This is a genomic window from Desulfocapsa sulfexigens DSM 10523, from assembly GCF_000341395.1.
Classification (GTDB): Bacteria; Desulfobacterota; Desulfobulbia; order Desulfobulbales; family Desulfocapsaceae; genus Desulfocapsa; species Desulfocapsa sulfexigens.
Genome location: NC_020304.1, coordinates 1,456,076 through 1,473,385, shown reverse-complemented (window position 1 = coordinate 1,473,385; position 17,310 = coordinate 1,456,076). Strand labels below are relative to the sequence as shown.

Below are 17,310 nucleotides of genomic sequence, written 5' to 3'. Positions count from 1 at the left end.
ATCAGGGAACGATTTGCGTTCCCTTACCATGGCGAATGGCTTCGCCGATATTTTCCGGACTGGTAATAATCACTCTTTCGCCGCCATTTTTAATAAACGCTATGGCGGCCTCTATCTTCGGGGCCATGGATCCGGGAGCGAAATGGCCGGCGTGAAGATATTTCTCCATCTCCACCATCTGAACTTCCCCCAGACTCTGTTCTGCTGCAGTACCAAAATTCAGCATCACCTGCTCAACTGCGGTGGATATAACCAGCAGCGGGGCATGGAGGTTGCCGGCCAGAAGAGCAGCGGTCTTATCCTTATCGATAACGGCGTCAACACTGGTAAGACCAATATCGCTGCGAACCACTGGAACTCCGCCACCTCCTGCGGCGATCACATGAAAGTCATTTTCAAGCAAGGCAATAACGGCCTCTTCTTCCACTATTTTCAAGGGTATTGGAGATGCAACCACCCTGCGATAACCACGGTTTGCATCCTGCTTCAGTATCCATTCGGGATGCTGTTCCCGAAGCTTCGTAAGTTGCTCTTCGGAATAAAATTCACCGATGGGTTTATCCGGCAGCACAAATCCCGGATCCAGCGGACTCACCTCAACCTGGGTAACAAGGGTCACGGCCTTTGCTGCCAAGCCACGCTTCCAAAGTTCATCGGTCAAGGCCTGTTGAATCTGGAGCCCGATGGCCCCCTGAGTATCGGCCACGCAGGAACTTAAGGGGACAATATGGAGACCAACCTGCTCCCGCGCAATCTCCGAACGAAGCATGATAAAACCAACCTGAGGACCATTGCCATGAGTAATCAGCAACTGGTAGCCCATTTCAACAAGATCCACCAGATGGGTCATGGTCTCACAGATGGCATGATACTGATCTTCAACCGTCTGTTTACTCCGGTGTTTGATCAGGGAATTGCCGCCAATGGCAATGACTGCCAGTTTTTTCCTCACGATCCAGCCAAGCCTATGTTTGGGCTACATAGACACCGGGAAGTGCAGCATACAGAGCTGCACAGCGCACCAGGTCAGCCTTCCAGGTCTTTTCATTCGGGGCATGGGCCTCCGCTTCTTTTCCCGGCCCGAAACCGACGGTTGGGATATCATGCATACCGGTGATAGCTACACCGTTGGTGGAAAAAGTCCATTTATCGATACGCGGAGCGGTCTTAAAGAGTGACCTATAGGCAGCGGCCGTTGCCTGAACAGCCGGATGCTCTTCCGCCACTACCCACGAAGGAAAATAGCAATCTGTGGGGTAAACAAGCCCCGTGTAGGCAGGAGTGTCGTACTTGTACATGGTAACCCTGGCCCCTGCGGCCTTGGCGGCAGGAAGATCTGCAATCTGAGACATGGCAAGTTCTGCATCTTCTCCAGCGGTCAGGCGCCTGTCAATGGAGACAGCACAACCATCGGCCACGGCACAACGTGAGGGAGAGGTGTAGAATATCTGGGAAACGGTGAGTGATCCTTTCCCAAGAAAGGTATCATCTGCCAGCCTGGTGTGCAGTAGTTCCAACTCACCCAGTATCTTTGCCATCTTAAAAATTGCATTGTCGCCTCGTTCGGGAGCGGAACCATGAGAGGAGATCCCCTCCACATCGACCCGAATCTCCATACGACCACGCTGGCCACGATAAATACCGCCATCGGTGGGTTCGGTGGAGACCACAAACTCCGGTTTCAAACCACGTTCTTTAATAAGATACTGCCAGCAGAGACCATCACAGTCCTCTTCCTGGACTGTACCCACCATAACCACGGTATAATCATCCCCAAGGCCCAGATCTTTGATGATTTTCCCACCATAGACCATGGAGGCCATGCCCCCCTCCTGGTCCGAAGTCCCCCTGCCACCTATGCACTCATCATCTTCATAGCCTTCATAGGGATCAAATTTCCAGTTTCCGGCAACACCAACCCCAACGGTATCAACATGGGCATCGAAAGCGATAAGACGTGGCCCGGAACCAATAAAGCCAAGAACATTTCCCATGGGATCGATTTCAACCTTATCAAAACCAACCTTTTCCATCTCCTCTTTGATACGAAGAACAACCTTCTCTTCATTACAGCTCTCACTGGGAATGGCAACCATATCCCGGAGGAATCGTGTCATCTCCGGTTCATAGCGCTTTGCAAGCTCATTTATTTTATCAAAATCAAGTGTTGTCATGTGTTTTTTTACTCTCTATTTGTGTGAGTTCTCCTCCACATCAAACACTAATCAGGGTGATACGAAGGAGCCGTGCAAATAATTTTCAAAACTATTCACCATCCAATATTTTTACAAAATGTATAGTTTTGTGTCAACTTTCTTTTAAAACATCCCCCCGACCAACGCTCCCCTACACAGAAGCATAAAACCGTTACAATTTCGAGATTACATTTAGTTAACAAACTCAAACAAACCAGAACTCCGACCAGAAAACTTCACTCCAACCATTTTTTGCTTGTCAGGGGAATTTTAAAAAATTATAAAATAGAGTGTTTTTCATATAATCCTGTCCGGTCACATTCACACAGCAAAGTGACACCGGTAACCTACCCACCACAAGGAGACCTGAGTATGTCCAAAAAAATCATCGCAACCGAAAATGCCCCAGCTGCAATTGGCCCTTACTCCCAGGCAGTACAGTATGGCGACACCATCTATGTGTCGGGCCAAATACCATTACATCCGGAAACCAAGAAGATGGACGACGATGTCAAGGCCCAAACCAGACAGAGCATGGAAAACATTAAAGCAATCCTCAAAGAAGCTGGTTCCTCAATGGAGAAGATTATTCGTTGTGGTATCTTCGTCACCGATCTTGGTGACTTTGCCACAGTTAATGAAGTGTATGCCAGCTTTTTCACAGGAGACTATCCGGCCCGCGCCACCGTACAGGTCGCCGCCCTGCCGCTCGGGGCAAAGGTTGAGATCGATGCAATCGCTGCCGCATAGAAAGGAGAAGTAATGCCCATAGACTACGTTTTCAATAAAAACCGTAAACGTCCCGGGCAGGGAGTATCCCTCGACCTCCTCAATTCTTTTGAAGCTGAAAGAGCTCGTGCCTATCACCAGGGTTTTGAGGAATACCAGCCAAGCGGTCTGGTTCAGCTACCACAACTTGCTGACTACCTGAGGCTCGGTAAACTTTTTGTTAAAGACGAATCCTCCCGTTTTGGTCTCAATGCCTTTAAGGTACTCGGAGCATCCTATGCAATCAGCCGTTATCTGGTCAGGAAACTCGGCAGAGACATCTCGGATATCTCCTGCCGCGAGCTGTGTTCCGACACGGTCCGCAAGCAACTTGGAGACATAACCTTTACCACGGCAACTGACGGTAACCATGGCCGTGCCGTGGCCTGGACTGCCAGGCAACTCCATCAAAAGGCTGTTATCTACATGCCCAGAGGATCTGATCCAATTCGGCTCAGGAATATTGTGGAACTTGGCGCAGAGGCTTCCATTACCGATCTCACCTATGATGATGCCGTCCGGTTCTCCAAACAGAAGGCAGAGGAAAATGGCTGGGTGATTGTCCAGGATACCGCCTGGAAGGGTTACGAAGAGATCCCGACATGGATTATGCAGGGCTATGCGACTTTGGCCGTCGAGGCCATGGAGCAGCTGAGAGAACAGAATGTCGCAGCCCCTACCCATGTCTTTCTCCAGGCAGGAGTTGGTTCCTTTGCAGGAGGAGTACTTGGTTTCCTCGCCTCAAGTCTTGGTGAAAAGATGCCAAAAGTCACCATCGTTGAGCCAGAAAAGGCAAACTGCATTTATCACTCGGCAAGAGTTGGAGACGGCAAAGCCCATGCGGTTAGCGGTGACCTTGGCACCCTGATGGCAGGTCTTGCCTGCGGTGAACCCAACACCATCAGCTGGGAATTGCTGCGTGATTACGCCACAGCCTTTGTTTCCTGTCCGGATTCCCTGGCCGCAACAGGAATGCGGATTCTGGCAACCCCCCTTAAGGGAGATGAGGTTATTATCTCGGGGGAATCTGGAGCCGTCACCACCGGCCTTGTACATCTTTTGATGGAGTCTGAAGGGGGCAATGCTGCTCAACTGCGCCAGCAACTTGAACTTGACCACAACTCCGTTGTCCTTCTGGTCAGCACCGAGGGCAACACCTCCCCCCGTGCGTTTCGGGATGCGGTGTGGTATGGAAAGTACAGTGACAGTGAAGAAAATCGTAGAAAAAGGTAAGGCCAGACCATGGGCAAAATGACAGAAAACGAACAAATTTTCAAAAATCTCAGAGCAACTGCAGATGCAATCCAGACCCTTTTTGGACCCAACTGTGAAGTGACCATACACAACATGGCTGATCTTCAGAAATCTCTGGTCTATATAAAAGGAGATGTTACTGGAAGAAGTCCTGGTGCCCCAGCTACCAATCTTTTGGTCAAGCTTCTGCAACAGAGCTCAGAGGAAGGTGACCATAAACATAACTACAAATCAGTTACAGCAGATGGCAGATGTCTAAAATCCTCTGCAACCCTTATTAAGAACAGTAAAGGCAAGGCAGTCGCCGCCCTTTGTATCAACCTGGACACCACTTCCTACTTCAATGCCATCCAATCCCTGCTGCCCTTTATCCATGATCTCGATACAGGAATATACCCAAGCAAGGAAACCTTTGCCAACTCAGCCGTTGACACCGTACGCACCCTTTTCGGTCAGGCAGTTGACGATATCGGCACTCAGCCGGGAGCAATGTCCATCGACGAAAAGACCCTCTTCATCCAAAAGATGAAGGAAAACGGTGTCTTCCAGTTCAAGGGTGCCGTTGAAGAAGTTGCCAGGCTTATGGATGTGACCAAATGCACTGTTTACAACTATCTAAAAAAAATCGAGTGAAATGGCTGCTGCAATGACACCAGCACCTCCTCTTCCGGGGATACTCCTTGCCGCCGGAAACAGTCAACGCATGGGGAGAAATAAACTGCTGCTGCCCTTTGGCGGCAAACCCATACTCCAGCATGCTATTGATGCGGCCCATTTTTCCCCCCTGTCTCCCCTTATTCTGGTACTCGGGCCAGAGAGCACTGCGATTCGTAGAGCCGTTGACACGCGATCTGCACTGGTCGTCGAAACCCCTGATCCACAGAGTGGCTACGGCTCCTCCCTGCAAACCGGCCTCAGAGCACTCGACGCCCCCTGCAACGGTGCCATGTTCCTCCTTGGTGATCAACCGTTACTGCGTACCAACACCATTGAAAGACTGATCGCCGTATTTCACAGGGAACCCGAACGCTGGATAGCCCCATCCTGGCAGGGACAGCGTGGCAACCCTGTAATCACTCCAGTGGCCTGGTTTGATAGAATTTTTGCTCTTACCGGTGATACTGGACCACGGAAACACCTTAGAGACCCCGCTGCAAACCTGAAGCTCGTAGAAGTACAAGACCATGGAGTTGTTTTTGATATCGACAGTCCAAAAGATTACACACGACTGCTCACCCTTAAATAACGCAGTCTGCTCTCAGTTTACTCTTCAAGAGCAGCAGTACGCACCCGGATAGGCTCAACAATGCCAATCTGTTTTTCAAAATTAGTAAGACTCTGAATAACAGGCCAGGTAATCGTCTGTCCCTTTGAAATAAGCATGGCACCATTCTTGGCAAACACATCTTCCACTGCAATCATGCCGGGGATAACGTCTTTAAAACAGAGATTTCTGATTGCCGTGTGGACATCTTCTGGTTCATGTTTTCCAAGTATGGCCAATACTTCAGGGTTATACTTTTCCTCTTGTTTGCGCATCTTTCCAATAGCCTGATGGTGTGCAATATCCTGCTGACGCAGAAGGTCATAGTCTATGGTCGCTCTGAGAATTTCAGCGCCAATGACTATCTCCTCATCCAGAGATTCCTCCTCATTGTGCTCAAAAGAATGCAGCTGATTTGCTATCATTTCCGCTACTTTTTCCAGACGAGGAATCTTGCGGATAAGCTTACTGCCAACCTTGGGATGATTCTCATACATATGCCGTTCTTCAGCTGTAAGAGGAAAACCAGCTTGCAATTTATGTAAAACATCACTGGGCAATGTGATACAGCCTATCTGTGACATCAGTGCCGCCACTTCATACTGCCAGGGACTTGGTAACTGAAGCTCTTTTGCAATCTCGGTCACCATGGGTTTGATTCTGTAACCACTGCTGAAAGCGGTGGCATTAGCCAGACTCAACAATTCGGCCATTACCGTGATACTCCCCTTCACGGTTTTGTTGAGGAGTTCTTTTTCGGCGGTGAGCAGATTATACTGCCTCACTGCCAGGGCAAGAGAAGTCGCCAATACCGCCGTGGAACAGGGTTTGGTCAGGAATCGAAAGATCTGACCTGCATTCACTGCCTCTGATGCAGTTTCCTGATCAGCATTTCCCGTGAGCATTATGCGCACGGTGTCAGGGTAGCTGTCCTTCACTCTAGTGAGTAGCTGTATCCCATCCATACCAGGCATCCGCATATCCGAAACAATCACGGCAAAAGGCCCCTTATTTTGCAAAGTCGCCAGGGCCTCATCTCCACTCTCCGCAATCATGATCTCAAAACGTTTTCGCAACTGCCGCTGCATGGACTGCAATATGTTGAGTTCGTCATCTACCAGTAAAATTTTTTCAGTCATCATTGCTATCCTGTTCGAAGAATTCAGTACCCAATTCACGCCACTGATTGATTTTGTCACCAAATCCAAGAGATTGCAAATGAACTGTATTCATTGTATGGGGTACGCCAACAACTTCATCCGGTCTATTCTCGTAGTATAATACATTAGCCACATGGACAGCAATGGCCGGGCTGAAGCCACTCCCCGGATAATCATCTATACGGTGATGGAATCCGATGGCCTCCACCACCGGCCCCGGCATTCCCCACAATCCCATCAGATATGCCCCGATATCTCCGTGTACCGTATCAAATATCTCCTTTTCAGCCATGCGCAGTTGAATGTTTTTCTCACCGGCAAGGAAAATAGCCTTTTCATATTTTTCAAGCAACTGGGCAAGCAATACCAGCTTACCAATATCATGAAGCAGGCCAGCTATAAAACTATTATCAATAAGCTCCTTATCATCGGACTCACTGAGAGCAATCTTCTTCGCCAGAGTTCCCACGACCATACTGTGTGTCCAGAGTTTTTTTATTGAAAAAATCTTAGAAGTAGCATGTATCTCAGAAAATGCTCCAACGCCCAGAACAAGATTTTTTACTGTCTCCAATCCCAGAAGATTCACCGCTCGGGCAGGACTTTCCACCTTCTGAAAGAGACCGAAAAATGCGGAGTTCACCAGCTGCAGGACTTTGGCACTCATGGCCATATCCTCTTCTATTATTGCCGCAACGTCTGCAACAGAAATCTCTGGGTCTGCCATGGCTCTGCGCAGTTTTTCATAGACCTCGGGAACACTCGGTAAAGTGCCAAGCCGCGAGACGACCTTTCTTACTGAGGCATGGGAGATGAGCTCGTGCAAACTGCTTGCTCGCAACAAGACGGCCTTCAGATGTTCGGGCTCACATGGTTTGGCAAGAAATTGATGGACAACACCAACCGCCTGCATAACCGACTCTTCATCGGCCTGTCCGGTAAGCATAATACGAATGGAATAGGGATGAATTTCCTGGATCTTTGAAAGGAACTGAGCACCATTCATACCCGGCATGCGCATATCTGAGACCACCACATCAAATTCAGCGTTCTCCATAATCTCAAGTGCTTCAGTACCATTTTCCGCAAAACACAAATCAAAATCATTCCGCATCGACCGCAGCATCCGCTTTAAGCCCGAAAGGATATTGGGTTCATCGTCTACGAACAAGATACTTTTTTTACTCATTGTCATTTTCCTGGGTGTAACGGCAGGGTTATAATAAAGGTTGTCCCTCTGCCTGCTTCTGATTCAACGCTTATGGTTCCCTGATGTTTTTCGACAATCACATCATGGCTGATGGCCAGTCCCTGCCCGGTGCCCTTACCCACTTTCTTCGTGGTGTAAAAGGGGTCAAAGATACGAAGCTGAACCTTCTCAGGCATACCTGCTCCGGTATCAGAAATACTCACTGTAACCCCTTCTTCGGTTCCAGCGGTGGCAATGGTAATAATTCCCTTTTCCCCCTCCGGATTATCACCTAGTTTTTCTGCGATGGCATGGGCTGCATTCACCAGCATATTGAGAATCACCTGTCCCATTTCATCGGCAAGCAATGGAACCCGTGGTAAATTCTCATCAAGTCTCAGACTCATTTCGGCCACATATTTCCACTCATTACGGGCCACGGTAACAGTGGTATTGATAATCTGATTGAGGCTCAGCGATTCTTTATCCCTGCTTCCAGGATGGGAGAACTCCTTCATGGCGCGGACAATGGAAGTAACCCGTTTCACCCCCTCACGGGACTGGCTGATTGCCAGGGGTATTTCTTCGGCAAGATAATCCCAGTCCATCTCTTCAAATGCGGTGTTTACCGCATCGACGACCTCCTGTGGTGCAGTTTTTATTATCTCCTGTATCTGTCCCATAAAGCTGCTGATATCCTGACTTGCCTCTTCAAGAAAATCAATATTAGTCCCGATGAACTGCGTGGGAGTATTTATCTCATGGGCAATACCTGCCGCCAGCTGTCCCACTGACTCCAGTTTCTGAGCATGCAACAACTGCGATTGAACTTTTTCTTTTTCCTGCTCCGCCTTTTTCTGGTCATTAATATTTCTCACAATATGGACTGAACCGAGCAAGACTCCATCGGAATCATAATAGGGTCTCACCAGCTCTTCACAGTGCCCTCCAATCTGTTCCTGGTACATTTCCACATGATGACTCTTTTGATCCTGAAGAAGTCTCACATGTGGACAATAATCGGGAGGAGCATCCATACCATGCATCCACTGGTAACATTTCCCGCCCAGCAGCTCCTCATACGATTCACCGATGACATCAACCATGGTCCTGTTCATGCGGACAATATTGTGTTCCCTATCAATAATGGCAACCATATCCGACATGCTATCGACGGTACGCTCCCATTCCTGTTTGGCCCGGAGAACTTTGGCTTCCTGCACCTGACGCTTCTGCATTTCCTTTTCCAGCATTTTGTTATGCTGAAGAAGCTCTATGGTTCGCAGTTCTACCTCAGCTTCAAGAGACGCCTGATGTTTCTTTTCTTTTCGTAAAAGTTCAGCATGATTCAAAGCTCTTTTTATACTATGATTAAGGATCCCCAGGTCCGCTATGGGTTTGGTAAGAAAATCCCAGGCTCCGACACGGAGGGCCTCAATAACATCGTTCATGGTGCCCATGCCGGAAACAATAATCACTGGTATCCCAGCATCTTCCAGCGCAATCGTCTTGACAAGCTCCATTCCATCGAGTTCCGGCATTCGTAAATCTGTGAGCACTATATCCGGAGCATTCTCTCTGAAGAGTTGCAAAGCAACCTTGCCATCTTCGGCCTCAATGACCTTATAGCCCCTGCTCCTCAGATAGTGAGCCGTTGTCGTTCGAATCAGCTGATCATCTTCAGCTATAATAATGGCTTTTTGTTGAGATTTTTCCGTCATTTTTTCCCCGTCATCAGCGATCAAGAATAGTTCGGATTTCTCTTGCCAGTGTTCCAATGGCAAGGGGCTTTAACAAAAAACCTCTAATCCCCTGGGCCAGCGCCTTTTCTTCATCAACCATGGAGCTGTATCCAGTACAGAGAATTACTGGTAAGCCCGGACAGAGATTCAACACTGTCCGGGCAAGCTCTGTACCCGGCATCAGGGGCATGGATTGATCGGTTATGAGCATGTCAAAACCGGAGCCATCCTCCCCCAATGTTTCCAGAGCTTCCATTCCAGATGCACAACAAACAACGGAATACCCGAGAAAGCTCAGCATCTGTTGTGCAAGTTTTCGCAAATCAGCCTCATCATCCACAAAGAGGATACGTTCAACACCGGTGGGAAGAGGAATGACCACCTCAGCCTCTGTATTACCCTCAGCCTCTATTACCGGAAACAGAACTGTAACTGTTGTACCCTTGTCCAGTTCACTTTTCACTTTGATACAACCATTACAGTCCGTCACAATTCCATGAACCACGGCAAGTCCAAGGCCGGTTCCCTGCCCTTTTTCTTTAGTGGTAAAAAATGGATCAAAAATATTATTTTGTGTTTCGAGATTCATGCCTCGCCCCGTATCACTGACGGTAAGGCGTAAATATTTACCAGCTGCAGTAGTCTGAGAACCCTCCAGATCATTTTCTGGAAATGTCTCTTCATCAAGTGCAACAGTGATATCCCCCTGTTCATTAATCAGGGCATGGAAGGCATTGGTGCAGAGATTGGTGATCACCTGGTGAATTTCAGTGGGATCACAAAGAATCATCGTCTCTTTTGCCCTGATATGCTGGCGTAACTGGACGGTTGCCGGAAGCGTAGCCTCCAGCATTTTAAGGGCCTCTTTAACAATAAGAGACGCCTGAATCGGATGACGATCTATCTCTGTCCTACGACTGAATGTCAGAATTTGCAGTACCAGATCTTTGGCACGGTTACTGGCCTTCAGTACATGACGCAGATTGTCAGCCAGCTCACTTTCCTTTTCAGTTTTGAACAGGGCAAGTTCTGTATACCCCATGATAGCAGCAAGAATATTGTTAAAATCATGGGCAATGCCACCGGCAAGAGTGCCTATAGCCTCAAGCTTTTGAGCCTGATACAACTCTGCCGTTTTTTTTCGGACCTCTTCTTCCAGAAAAAATTGATATTTCCTGTTCTCTTGAACCAGGCTACTATGTTCAAGGGCACGCTCTATGGCATATTTGATAAGCACCATATCAGTAATGGGTTTGGTGACATAGTCACGAGCACCAAGCCTTAAAGCCTTGATAGCATCGCCCAGGGTCCCCATTCCCGAAACAATAATAACGGGTATATCTGGAGATTCTTCCCGTATCGTAGAAAGCACCTCCATGCCATTAATCTTTGGCAGACCAATATCCGTGAGAACAATGTCCGGATGTCCTCTACGAAAAATTTCCAACCCTTCTAGCCCATCAGCAGCCTGAAGGACGTTATAACCAAGGCTTTTCAGATACGAAACAATGGTCTTAAGGATGAGCAGATCATCCTCAATGGTGAGAACAGTGGTTGAATGGCTTGAATCCATAAAAACCTCACACTACATACAATTACGTCCAAAACCTATGATGGACTTCCAAAAAACTCTTCCCTGCCGAAAAAACAAAAAAACCTGAACGGGGACCAAGTCCATGTTACTTGTATTCATCCTATCAAAATGAATAGTCAAGAGTCAAACAAGATTAGTAGGATAGAGGGAATAGACTTACAAAGACAGTTGTTTTTAAACCACTAGCGTCTCAACGAAGCAGCAGTCACGTACCCATGACTAAAACTGAGTTCAAGTTTTTAAATGGCTGAAGTCTTCCTCTCCTAGACGTTGACGAGATTTTCAATTGGGATTATGATTACAACAGTACTTTCAGGTGCTCGTTCAGAGCTTAAAGGGAACCCGGTGCAAATCCGGGACGGGCCCGCCGCTGTAACCGGGGACGAACATTACACTCATGTCACTGACCTTATGGGCCGGGAAGACGTAATATAGTAGGCTGATCCGGAAGTCAGAAGACCTGTCTGAAAGTATTTGTGCAAAAACACAGCAGAGTTTATCTCCCGTGGATAAGGAGATGACAGTAATTCGTGGAAAATCAGGGCATCCTCGGATCAATATTTTGGTCCGGGGTTTTTTTTTCCCGGATCTTCATGAAAAAGGAGAATACCTTATGTTTAACAACGTTCAACGAATTCTGATCTTCGGAATCATGCTGACAGTGATGTTGGCAGCTGCAAATGTTACGGCTTCTGGAAACAAAACCAGGAACAGCAATGATACCGCCATTGTCATTGCAAGTTTTGGCACCACGGTGCCCAGTGCCATTACAGCCATCATCAATATCATTGATAAAACAAAAGCTGCATACCCAAACACCGAAGTGCGGGTTACCTTTACCTCAAATATCATTCGTTCGGTCTGGAAAGAAAGACAAGTTGAGGCGCAGCGATGGCTTGATGAGGGAATTCCAAAAGAAATCCTCTTTGTAAAAAACATTATTTCCACCATCGGTGACCTTCGCGAAGAAGGGTATCGAAATATTATTGTCCAACCCACCCATATGTTTTACATGGAGCAGTCTCAGGATTTACAATCCTATATTGACGCTCTGGCATCAATTAAGACGACCAAGGAAAAATGGCGCCCCTTTGACACACTGGTCATGGGACGCCCTGCTCTGGGAATGCCGGGAGATCGTTACAGTTACCACACTGACGTGGCAACCGCAGTGGCCACGCTCGCAGGAGACGCCGAGCTTGCAAAAAAGGAAGATGCCATATTGCTTTACATGGGCCATGGAAATGACCACTGGTCCACAGGTATCTACGCCGAAACCCAGAAAAAAATGCGCGAAGTCTACCCGGAGGTACATACCTTCATCGGAGTTGTAGAAGGCACACCAAGCCTTAACGACTTTTTAGATCATCTTCAGTATGCAAAAACAAAAAAGATTATCCTCAAACCCTTTATGATAGTTGCCGGGGACCATGCAAAAAACGATATGGCTGGTCCGGAAACCGACTCCTGGATGTCTATTCTCAGCAAAGAGGGCTATGAGGTCAAACCCGTTATGGAAGGACTTGGCAGCAACGATGCATTCGCTGCTCTCTTTGTCTCTCATATAAAAGACGTGGCCGATGACAATGGCCTGCTTCTTCAATAAATAAAACACGCAGCAAGCAAACAATTATGAAAGGAACATTTTACGTGGTGGGGGTTGGCCCCGGTGATCCAGAGCTCATCACCCTGAAGGCCGTACGGATACTCAGGGACTGTCCGGTCTGGCTCACCCCTGCCGCGCAAAAGAATGGCAACAGCACCGCCCTTGCCATTGCAAGCAGCAACGTCAGTACGAAAGAAAAGATTATTCTGAGCCATCATTTTCCCATGAAGAAAATCCACATGGGAAAGACACCCGACGGTGAAGTGAAAGATGCCTGGGAGAAGGCGGCAGCCCTGATCAATGAACAGCTTGAAGCCGGAAACGATGTGGCGCTGCCGACACTTGGCGATCCGGCAATTTATTGCACCGGGTTCTATGTCTATGAAACACTCCTGAAGCTGAATCCGGACGCCGCTATACAGATCATCCCCGGCATCTCCGCCATCGGGGCCACCGCTGCTGTCGCAACCACTCCCCTCTGTCTTGGTGATGACAGGGTAGCAGTGATTCCCGCCATTTTCGAAAGTGACCGGATCAGAGACATCCTTCTCCAGTTCGACGCTGTGGTTTTTATGAAGGTCTATAAAACCATGGATCGACTGGTACCACTTCTGGAAGAACTGGATCTGCTTGACAAAGCTGTGCTTGTGGAACGAACCAGCATGGCAGACCAGCGGGTACACCATGACCTGAAAGCCGTCCTGAATCAGGAGCTACATTATTTTTCAACTCTGATCGTACGAAAGAGCTGATTCTTCAGCAGATAATCCGTTCAGGAGCATTAAACACATTCAAACGCCCCGGTCTGGCGTAACCGATGAGAGTCACCCCGGCGCGGCGAGCAATAGCGAGCCCCAGTGATGATGGGGAGGTACGGGACATAACAATGGGGATGCCGATACGTGCACACTTCAGAACCATATCCGAGGTAAGACGTCCCGTGGTATACACGGCACCGCTAGCCGGGATCTTCCCCATCAGAATTGCCCCAATCACCTTATCCACCGCATTATGGCGTCCTACATCCTCATAAAATCCCTGCAACCTGCCGTCTGCCCACAATCCACAACCATGTATACAATGTGTTGCCGGGCCAAGAGGTGATTGCTGCAGCATTTCACGAATAAACTGATTTACCTCATCAAGGCTGATTGTACATTCATTGAGGGGATCAAAGGCCCCTTCCAGCATTTCTCTCGATATTTTCCCGGTACCGCCGCAGCCGGAGGTAATAATCACCTCCTTGGGTGCACTTCCCTCTTCCACATCGGCATGCACAGAGATGCGGCCCTCCGGACAGACAAGTACTTCACGTACCTGGCCAACCTTTGTCACATAGCCCTGGCCGAAAAGAAACCCGGCTCCGAATTCCTCCAGACCGGTGGCAAGCACCATCGATGACCCTATTTCCTCATCATTCAGGGCAACTTTATAAGGTACCTCAATAGCCAGTCTTTCCTCTCGCTCTTCATGTCCAGATGCGCTGACCACCACTGTCTTCTGGATCAGTGACACTGAGTTATCGATCTCTTCCAAATTCAAGTACCACGGTTAAATTTATCTTTCCCATTGCGGGGTGTAATCGTTCTGTGAAAGCATACGACAATAACAGTACAACACAAACTTTTCCATGGATTTCACCTCCAGAGTACGATACATATTTCAAATAGCTTTTTTCCAGAACAGCGTATTAAAAGATTCGCCATGCAGAGCATGCCCTATCCAACTGAAAATGAAAACAAAACTCTCTTCCATAAACCTGCTTACCGAACTCAGAAAACCGGAAAACAGCGCCTTTCTCGCTGAATTCACAAGCGTCAACCACACGAAAAACAAACTCATCTACTCCCCTGGACACAAACAAGATCTTGTTTTTATAGTCAAAAAAGGACGGTTACGACTCTACCTTGCGGTAGAAGACAAGGAGTTCTCATTGGCCATCCTGGAACCCGGCGATATTTACCCCACCCATACCCGCGCCCATGTTGAAGCCCTGGAAAAAGTCACCCTTATGGTTATGCCCACCGCAAAACTGCACGCCTATATGGCAACACACCCTGCCCTCTCCAGAACAATTATTCGTATTCTCGGCGACCTCCTGAACCAAACATTTTCCATTATTGACAGCTTGGTCTTTAAGGATATCAAACAGCGACTGGCCGATTTCTTTATCTACGAGACGAGACAGAATGGTATCAAAGACAAGAAGGGAACCATCGTCAAACTTGACCTGACGACAACACAACTGGCTGCCATCGTCGGAGCGTCACGGCAAACTGTTTCAACCATCGTCAGTGCGATGCTCAAGGACGGCGTCCTTGAAAAACAGCATCGAAACAAATATCGTATTCCTAATATTGATCTGTTTAGAAACTACGCCCAAATCTAGTTTTTCTCTATACAACCTCTCACCCATCCCCTCCAAAAAAAATACTATTTTGTCAGACAGCTGACAGTAATCCTCACTTCATCGGTTATACTGAGCAAACGACAGGACAAATTTGTCCTGCAACTGGATGACATTTTACTCATAGAGGAGAGGACACATGGCCAAGACAACGAAAACTGTTGAAGAGATGAGTATCTGGGAAGATGCTCATCAAATGCTCCGTAAAGCTGAACGTGATGGTATAGAGACCGCCTGGGACAGACTGGAACAACAGACTCCTCATTGTAAATTCGGAGAGTCAGGTGTCTGTTGTCGTATCTGCACCATGGGACCGTGCCGGATCAGCAAAAAAGCACCCCTCGGTGTATGCGGTGCCGATGCCGATGTCATTGTCGCCAGAAATTTTGGACGTTTCCTCGCTGGCGGTGCAGCAGGACATTCCGATCATGGCCGTGACTGCATCGAAGCCTTTCATGCCGTTGCCCATGGCAAAACGAAAGATTATCACATTCAAGACAGCAAAAAAATGCTCCGTATTGCTGAAGAACTAGGCATTGCAACCGAGAACCGGGAGCTGCTTGATGTGGCCAAAGATCTGGCAGATAAGTTCTTCGACAGTTTTGGCAGTAAACATGAAGAAGTATGCTTTATCAACCGGGTACCTGAGAAACAACAGGAAAACTGGAAAAATCTTGGGATCATGCCACGTGGCGTAGATCGTGAAATTACCGAGATGATGCATCGAACCCATATGGGCTGCGACAATGATGCGAGTAATACCATGCTTCAGGCGGCACGAATGTGTCTTGGAGATGGCTGGGCAGGATCGATGATTGCCACGGAAGTCTCTGACATTCTGTTTGGAACACCCTCACCACGCAAGGCTCAGGTGAATTTGGGCGTTCTCAAAAAGGATCAGGTTAATATTCTGGTTCATGGTCACAATCCAATTGTTTCTGAAAAAATCCTTGAAGCTGTCAACGAACAGGAACTCATTGACCTCGCGAAGACCAAGGGAGCCAAGGGAATAAATCTTGCCGGCCTCTGCTGTACCGGCAACGAACTGATGATGCGCCAGGGAATTCCCATGGCTGGAAATCATCTAATGACCGAACTGGCAATAATCACCGGAGCAGTTGAGATCATTGTGGTGGACTATCAGTGTATTATGCCCAGTCTTGTCCAGGTAGGAAACTGCTACCATACCAAAATGATCACCACCGCTGACAAGGCAAAATTCACCGGGGCTGAACATGTGAAATTTGAAATGCACAATGGCATGGAACAGGCACGGAAGGTTGTCCGAATGGCGATTGAACGCTATGGCATGCGCAATCAGGATCGGGTTGAAATTCCCGGAGAACCTGTGGATATCATGACCGGATTTTCAAACGAAGCTCTCCTTGATGCACTTGGAGGTTCACTGACCCCGCTTATCGATGCTATCAAGGCTGGTAAGATACGAGGTGTTGTGGGAATTGTAGGGTGTAACAATCCAAAGTATAAACATGATTACTGCAACGTGAACCTGACCCGGGAACTCATCAAAAAAGATATTCTGGTTATTGTCACCGGTTGTGTGACAACAGCTGCTGGCAAAGCCGGACTTCTTGTTCCAGAAAGCATTGAGCAGGCCGGCCCAGGACTCAGAGAGATTTGTGGCAGCCTTGGAATTCCTCCGGTTATTCATATGGGAAGTTGTGTCGATAATGCGAGAATTCTACAATTGGCCGCATTGCTTGCCAATGAAATAGGAGTCGCCATTTCCGATCTGCCACTGGCTGCCTCGTCACCAGAATGGTACTCTGAAAAAGCAGCGACTATTGGCACCTACGCCGTCGCTTCCGGTATCTATACCCACCTTGGCCATCCGCCAAATATTACGGGTTCTCCCATTGTCACTAATCTGGCACTCAGTGGACTTGACGACCTGGTAGGAGCTTGCTTTGGCATAGAACCTGACCCCTTCAAAGCTGCTGAACTTATTAATGAGCGGATCAAAGCAAAACGCAAGGGATTAGGACTTGAAGAGTAAGACCTTCAAAGAATGTCCTGATTACCACTCCTCCTCAGCCTACCCGTCTGAGGAGGAGTTTTTTTGTGTTGATTATATGGGCATCTGCGGCCTGGATGGCCGCAGCAGAGCCCC

General features: G+C 48.1%; 15 protein-coding genes and 1 riboswitch. Of the genes, 8 read left to right on the top strand and 7 right to left on the bottom strand.

What is annotated here, in order from left to right; translation table 11 throughout:
- Position 1 precedes the first annotated feature (1 nt).
- Both UWK_RS06505 and UWK_RS06500 read right to left on the bottom strand, forming a co-directional pair.
- Positions 2-952, bottom strand: coding sequence for a carbamate kinase (locus UWK_RS06505; protein WP_015403560.1), 951 nt, complete (start codon positions 950-952; stop codon positions 2-4).
- Positions 953-965: 13 nt separating this feature from the next.
- On the bottom strand, positions 966-2,174 hold the full coding sequence (locus UWK_RS06500) for a YgeY family selenium metabolism-linked hydrolase (protein ID WP_015403559.1): 1,209 nt from the start codon (positions 2,172-2,174) through the stop codon (positions 966-968).
- 393 nt (positions 2,175-2,567) lie between these two features.
- On the opposite strand from UWK_RS06500, the gene UWK_RS06495 reads away from it, so the two are divergent.
- The 4 genes from UWK_RS06495 to UWK_RS06480 are packed head-to-tail and all read left to right on the top strand — an operon-like array spanning position 2,568 to position 5,463.
- Complete coding sequence (locus UWK_RS06495; protein ID WP_015403558.1) at positions 2,568-2,945, top strand: RidA family protein; 378 nt, start codon at positions 2,568-2,570, stop codon at positions 2,943-2,945.
- A gap of 12 nt (positions 2,946-2,957) precedes the next feature.
- Positions 2,958-4,196, top strand: a complete 1,239-nt coding sequence (gene dpaL, locus UWK_RS06490; protein WP_015403557.1) for a diaminopropionate ammonia-lyase — start codon at positions 2,958-2,960, stop codon at positions 4,194-4,196.
- A gap of 9 nt (positions 4,197-4,205) precedes the next feature.
- Positions 4,206-4,850, top strand: coding sequence for a helix-turn-helix transcriptional regulator (locus UWK_RS06485; RefSeq protein WP_015403556.1), 645 nt, complete (start codon positions 4,206-4,208; stop codon positions 4,848-4,850).
- Position 4,851: 1 nt separating this feature from the next.
- The gene (locus UWK_RS06480) at positions 4,852-5,463 is read left to right on the top strand and encodes a nucleotidyltransferase family protein (protein ID WP_015403555.1); all 612 of its coding nucleotides are present in this window, start codon (positions 4,852-4,854) and stop codon (positions 5,461-5,463) included.
- 17 nt (positions 5,464-5,480) lie between these two features.
- Here UWK_RS06480 and UWK_RS06475 read toward each other — a convergent pair whose 3' ends face one another.
- From UWK_RS06475 to UWK_RS06460, 4 genes are read right to left on the bottom strand one after another with little or no spacing between them, the layout of a single operon-like run.
- On the bottom strand, positions 5,481-6,623 hold the full coding sequence (locus UWK_RS06475; protein WP_015403554.1) for an HD domain-containing phosphohydrolase: 1,143 nt from the start codon (positions 6,621-6,623) through the stop codon (positions 5,481-5,483).
- Positions 6,613-7,830, bottom strand: coding sequence for a response regulator (locus UWK_RS06470; protein ID WP_015403553.1), 1,218 nt, complete (start codon positions 7,828-7,830; stop codon positions 6,613-6,615). Before UWK_RS06470 ends, UWK_RS06475 begins: the two co-directional genes overlap by 11 nt.
- 2 nt (positions 7,831-7,832) lie before the next feature.
- Complete coding sequence (locus UWK_RS06465; protein ID WP_015403552.1) at positions 7,833-9,551, bottom strand: response regulator; 1,719 nt, start codon at positions 9,549-9,551, stop codon at positions 7,833-7,835.
- A gap of 13 nt (positions 9,552-9,564) precedes the next feature.
- Positions 9,565-11,145 (bottom strand): hybrid sensor histidine kinase/response regulator, encoded by a 1,581-nt coding sequence (locus UWK_RS06460; RefSeq protein WP_015403551.1) that lies wholly within the window; start codon positions 11,143-11,145, stop codon positions 9,565-9,567.
- Between the two features lie 318 nt (positions 11,146-11,463).
- Positions 11,464-11,648: riboswitch (cobalamin riboswitch) on the top strand.
- Positions 11,649-11,779: 131 nt separating this feature from the next.
- On the opposite strand from UWK_RS06460, the gene UWK_RS06455 reads away from it, so the two are divergent.
- Together UWK_RS06455 and cobI are read left to right on the top strand one after the other, a co-directional pair.
- Complete coding sequence (locus UWK_RS06455) at positions 11,780-12,772, top strand: sirohydrochlorin cobaltochelatase (protein ID WP_015403550.1); 993 nt, start codon at positions 11,780-11,782, stop codon at positions 12,770-12,772.
- A gap of 26 nt (positions 12,773-12,798) precedes the next feature.
- Entirely contained in the window at positions 12,799-13,524 is a 726-nt protein-coding gene (cobI, locus tag UWK_RS06450; RefSeq protein ID WP_015403549.1) for a precorrin-2 C(20)-methyltransferase, read from the top strand.
- A 4-nt stretch (positions 13,525-13,528) separates the two neighbouring features.
- Here the strand turns inward: cobI and fdhD are convergent, their stop codons facing one another.
- Positions 13,529-14,287, bottom strand: a complete 759-nt coding sequence (fdhD, locus tag UWK_RS06445) for a formate dehydrogenase accessory sulfurtransferase FdhD (protein ID WP_015403548.1) — start codon at positions 14,285-14,287, stop codon at positions 13,529-13,531.
- A gap of 217 nt (positions 14,288-14,504) precedes the next feature.
- Between fdhD and UWK_RS06440 the strand changes: the two genes are divergently transcribed.
- Complete coding sequence (locus UWK_RS06440; protein WP_015403547.1) at positions 14,505-15,161, top strand: Crp/Fnr family transcriptional regulator; 657 nt, start codon at positions 14,505-14,507, stop codon at positions 15,159-15,161.
- Positions 15,162-15,318: 157 nt separating this feature from the next.
- A complete protein-coding gene (gene cooS / locus UWK_RS06435; RefSeq protein WP_015403546.1) occupies positions 15,319-17,196 on the top strand; it encodes an anaerobic carbon-monoxide dehydrogenase catalytic subunit in 1,878 nt (625 codons plus the stop codon).
- Positions 17,197-17,310: the final 114 nt, after the last annotated feature.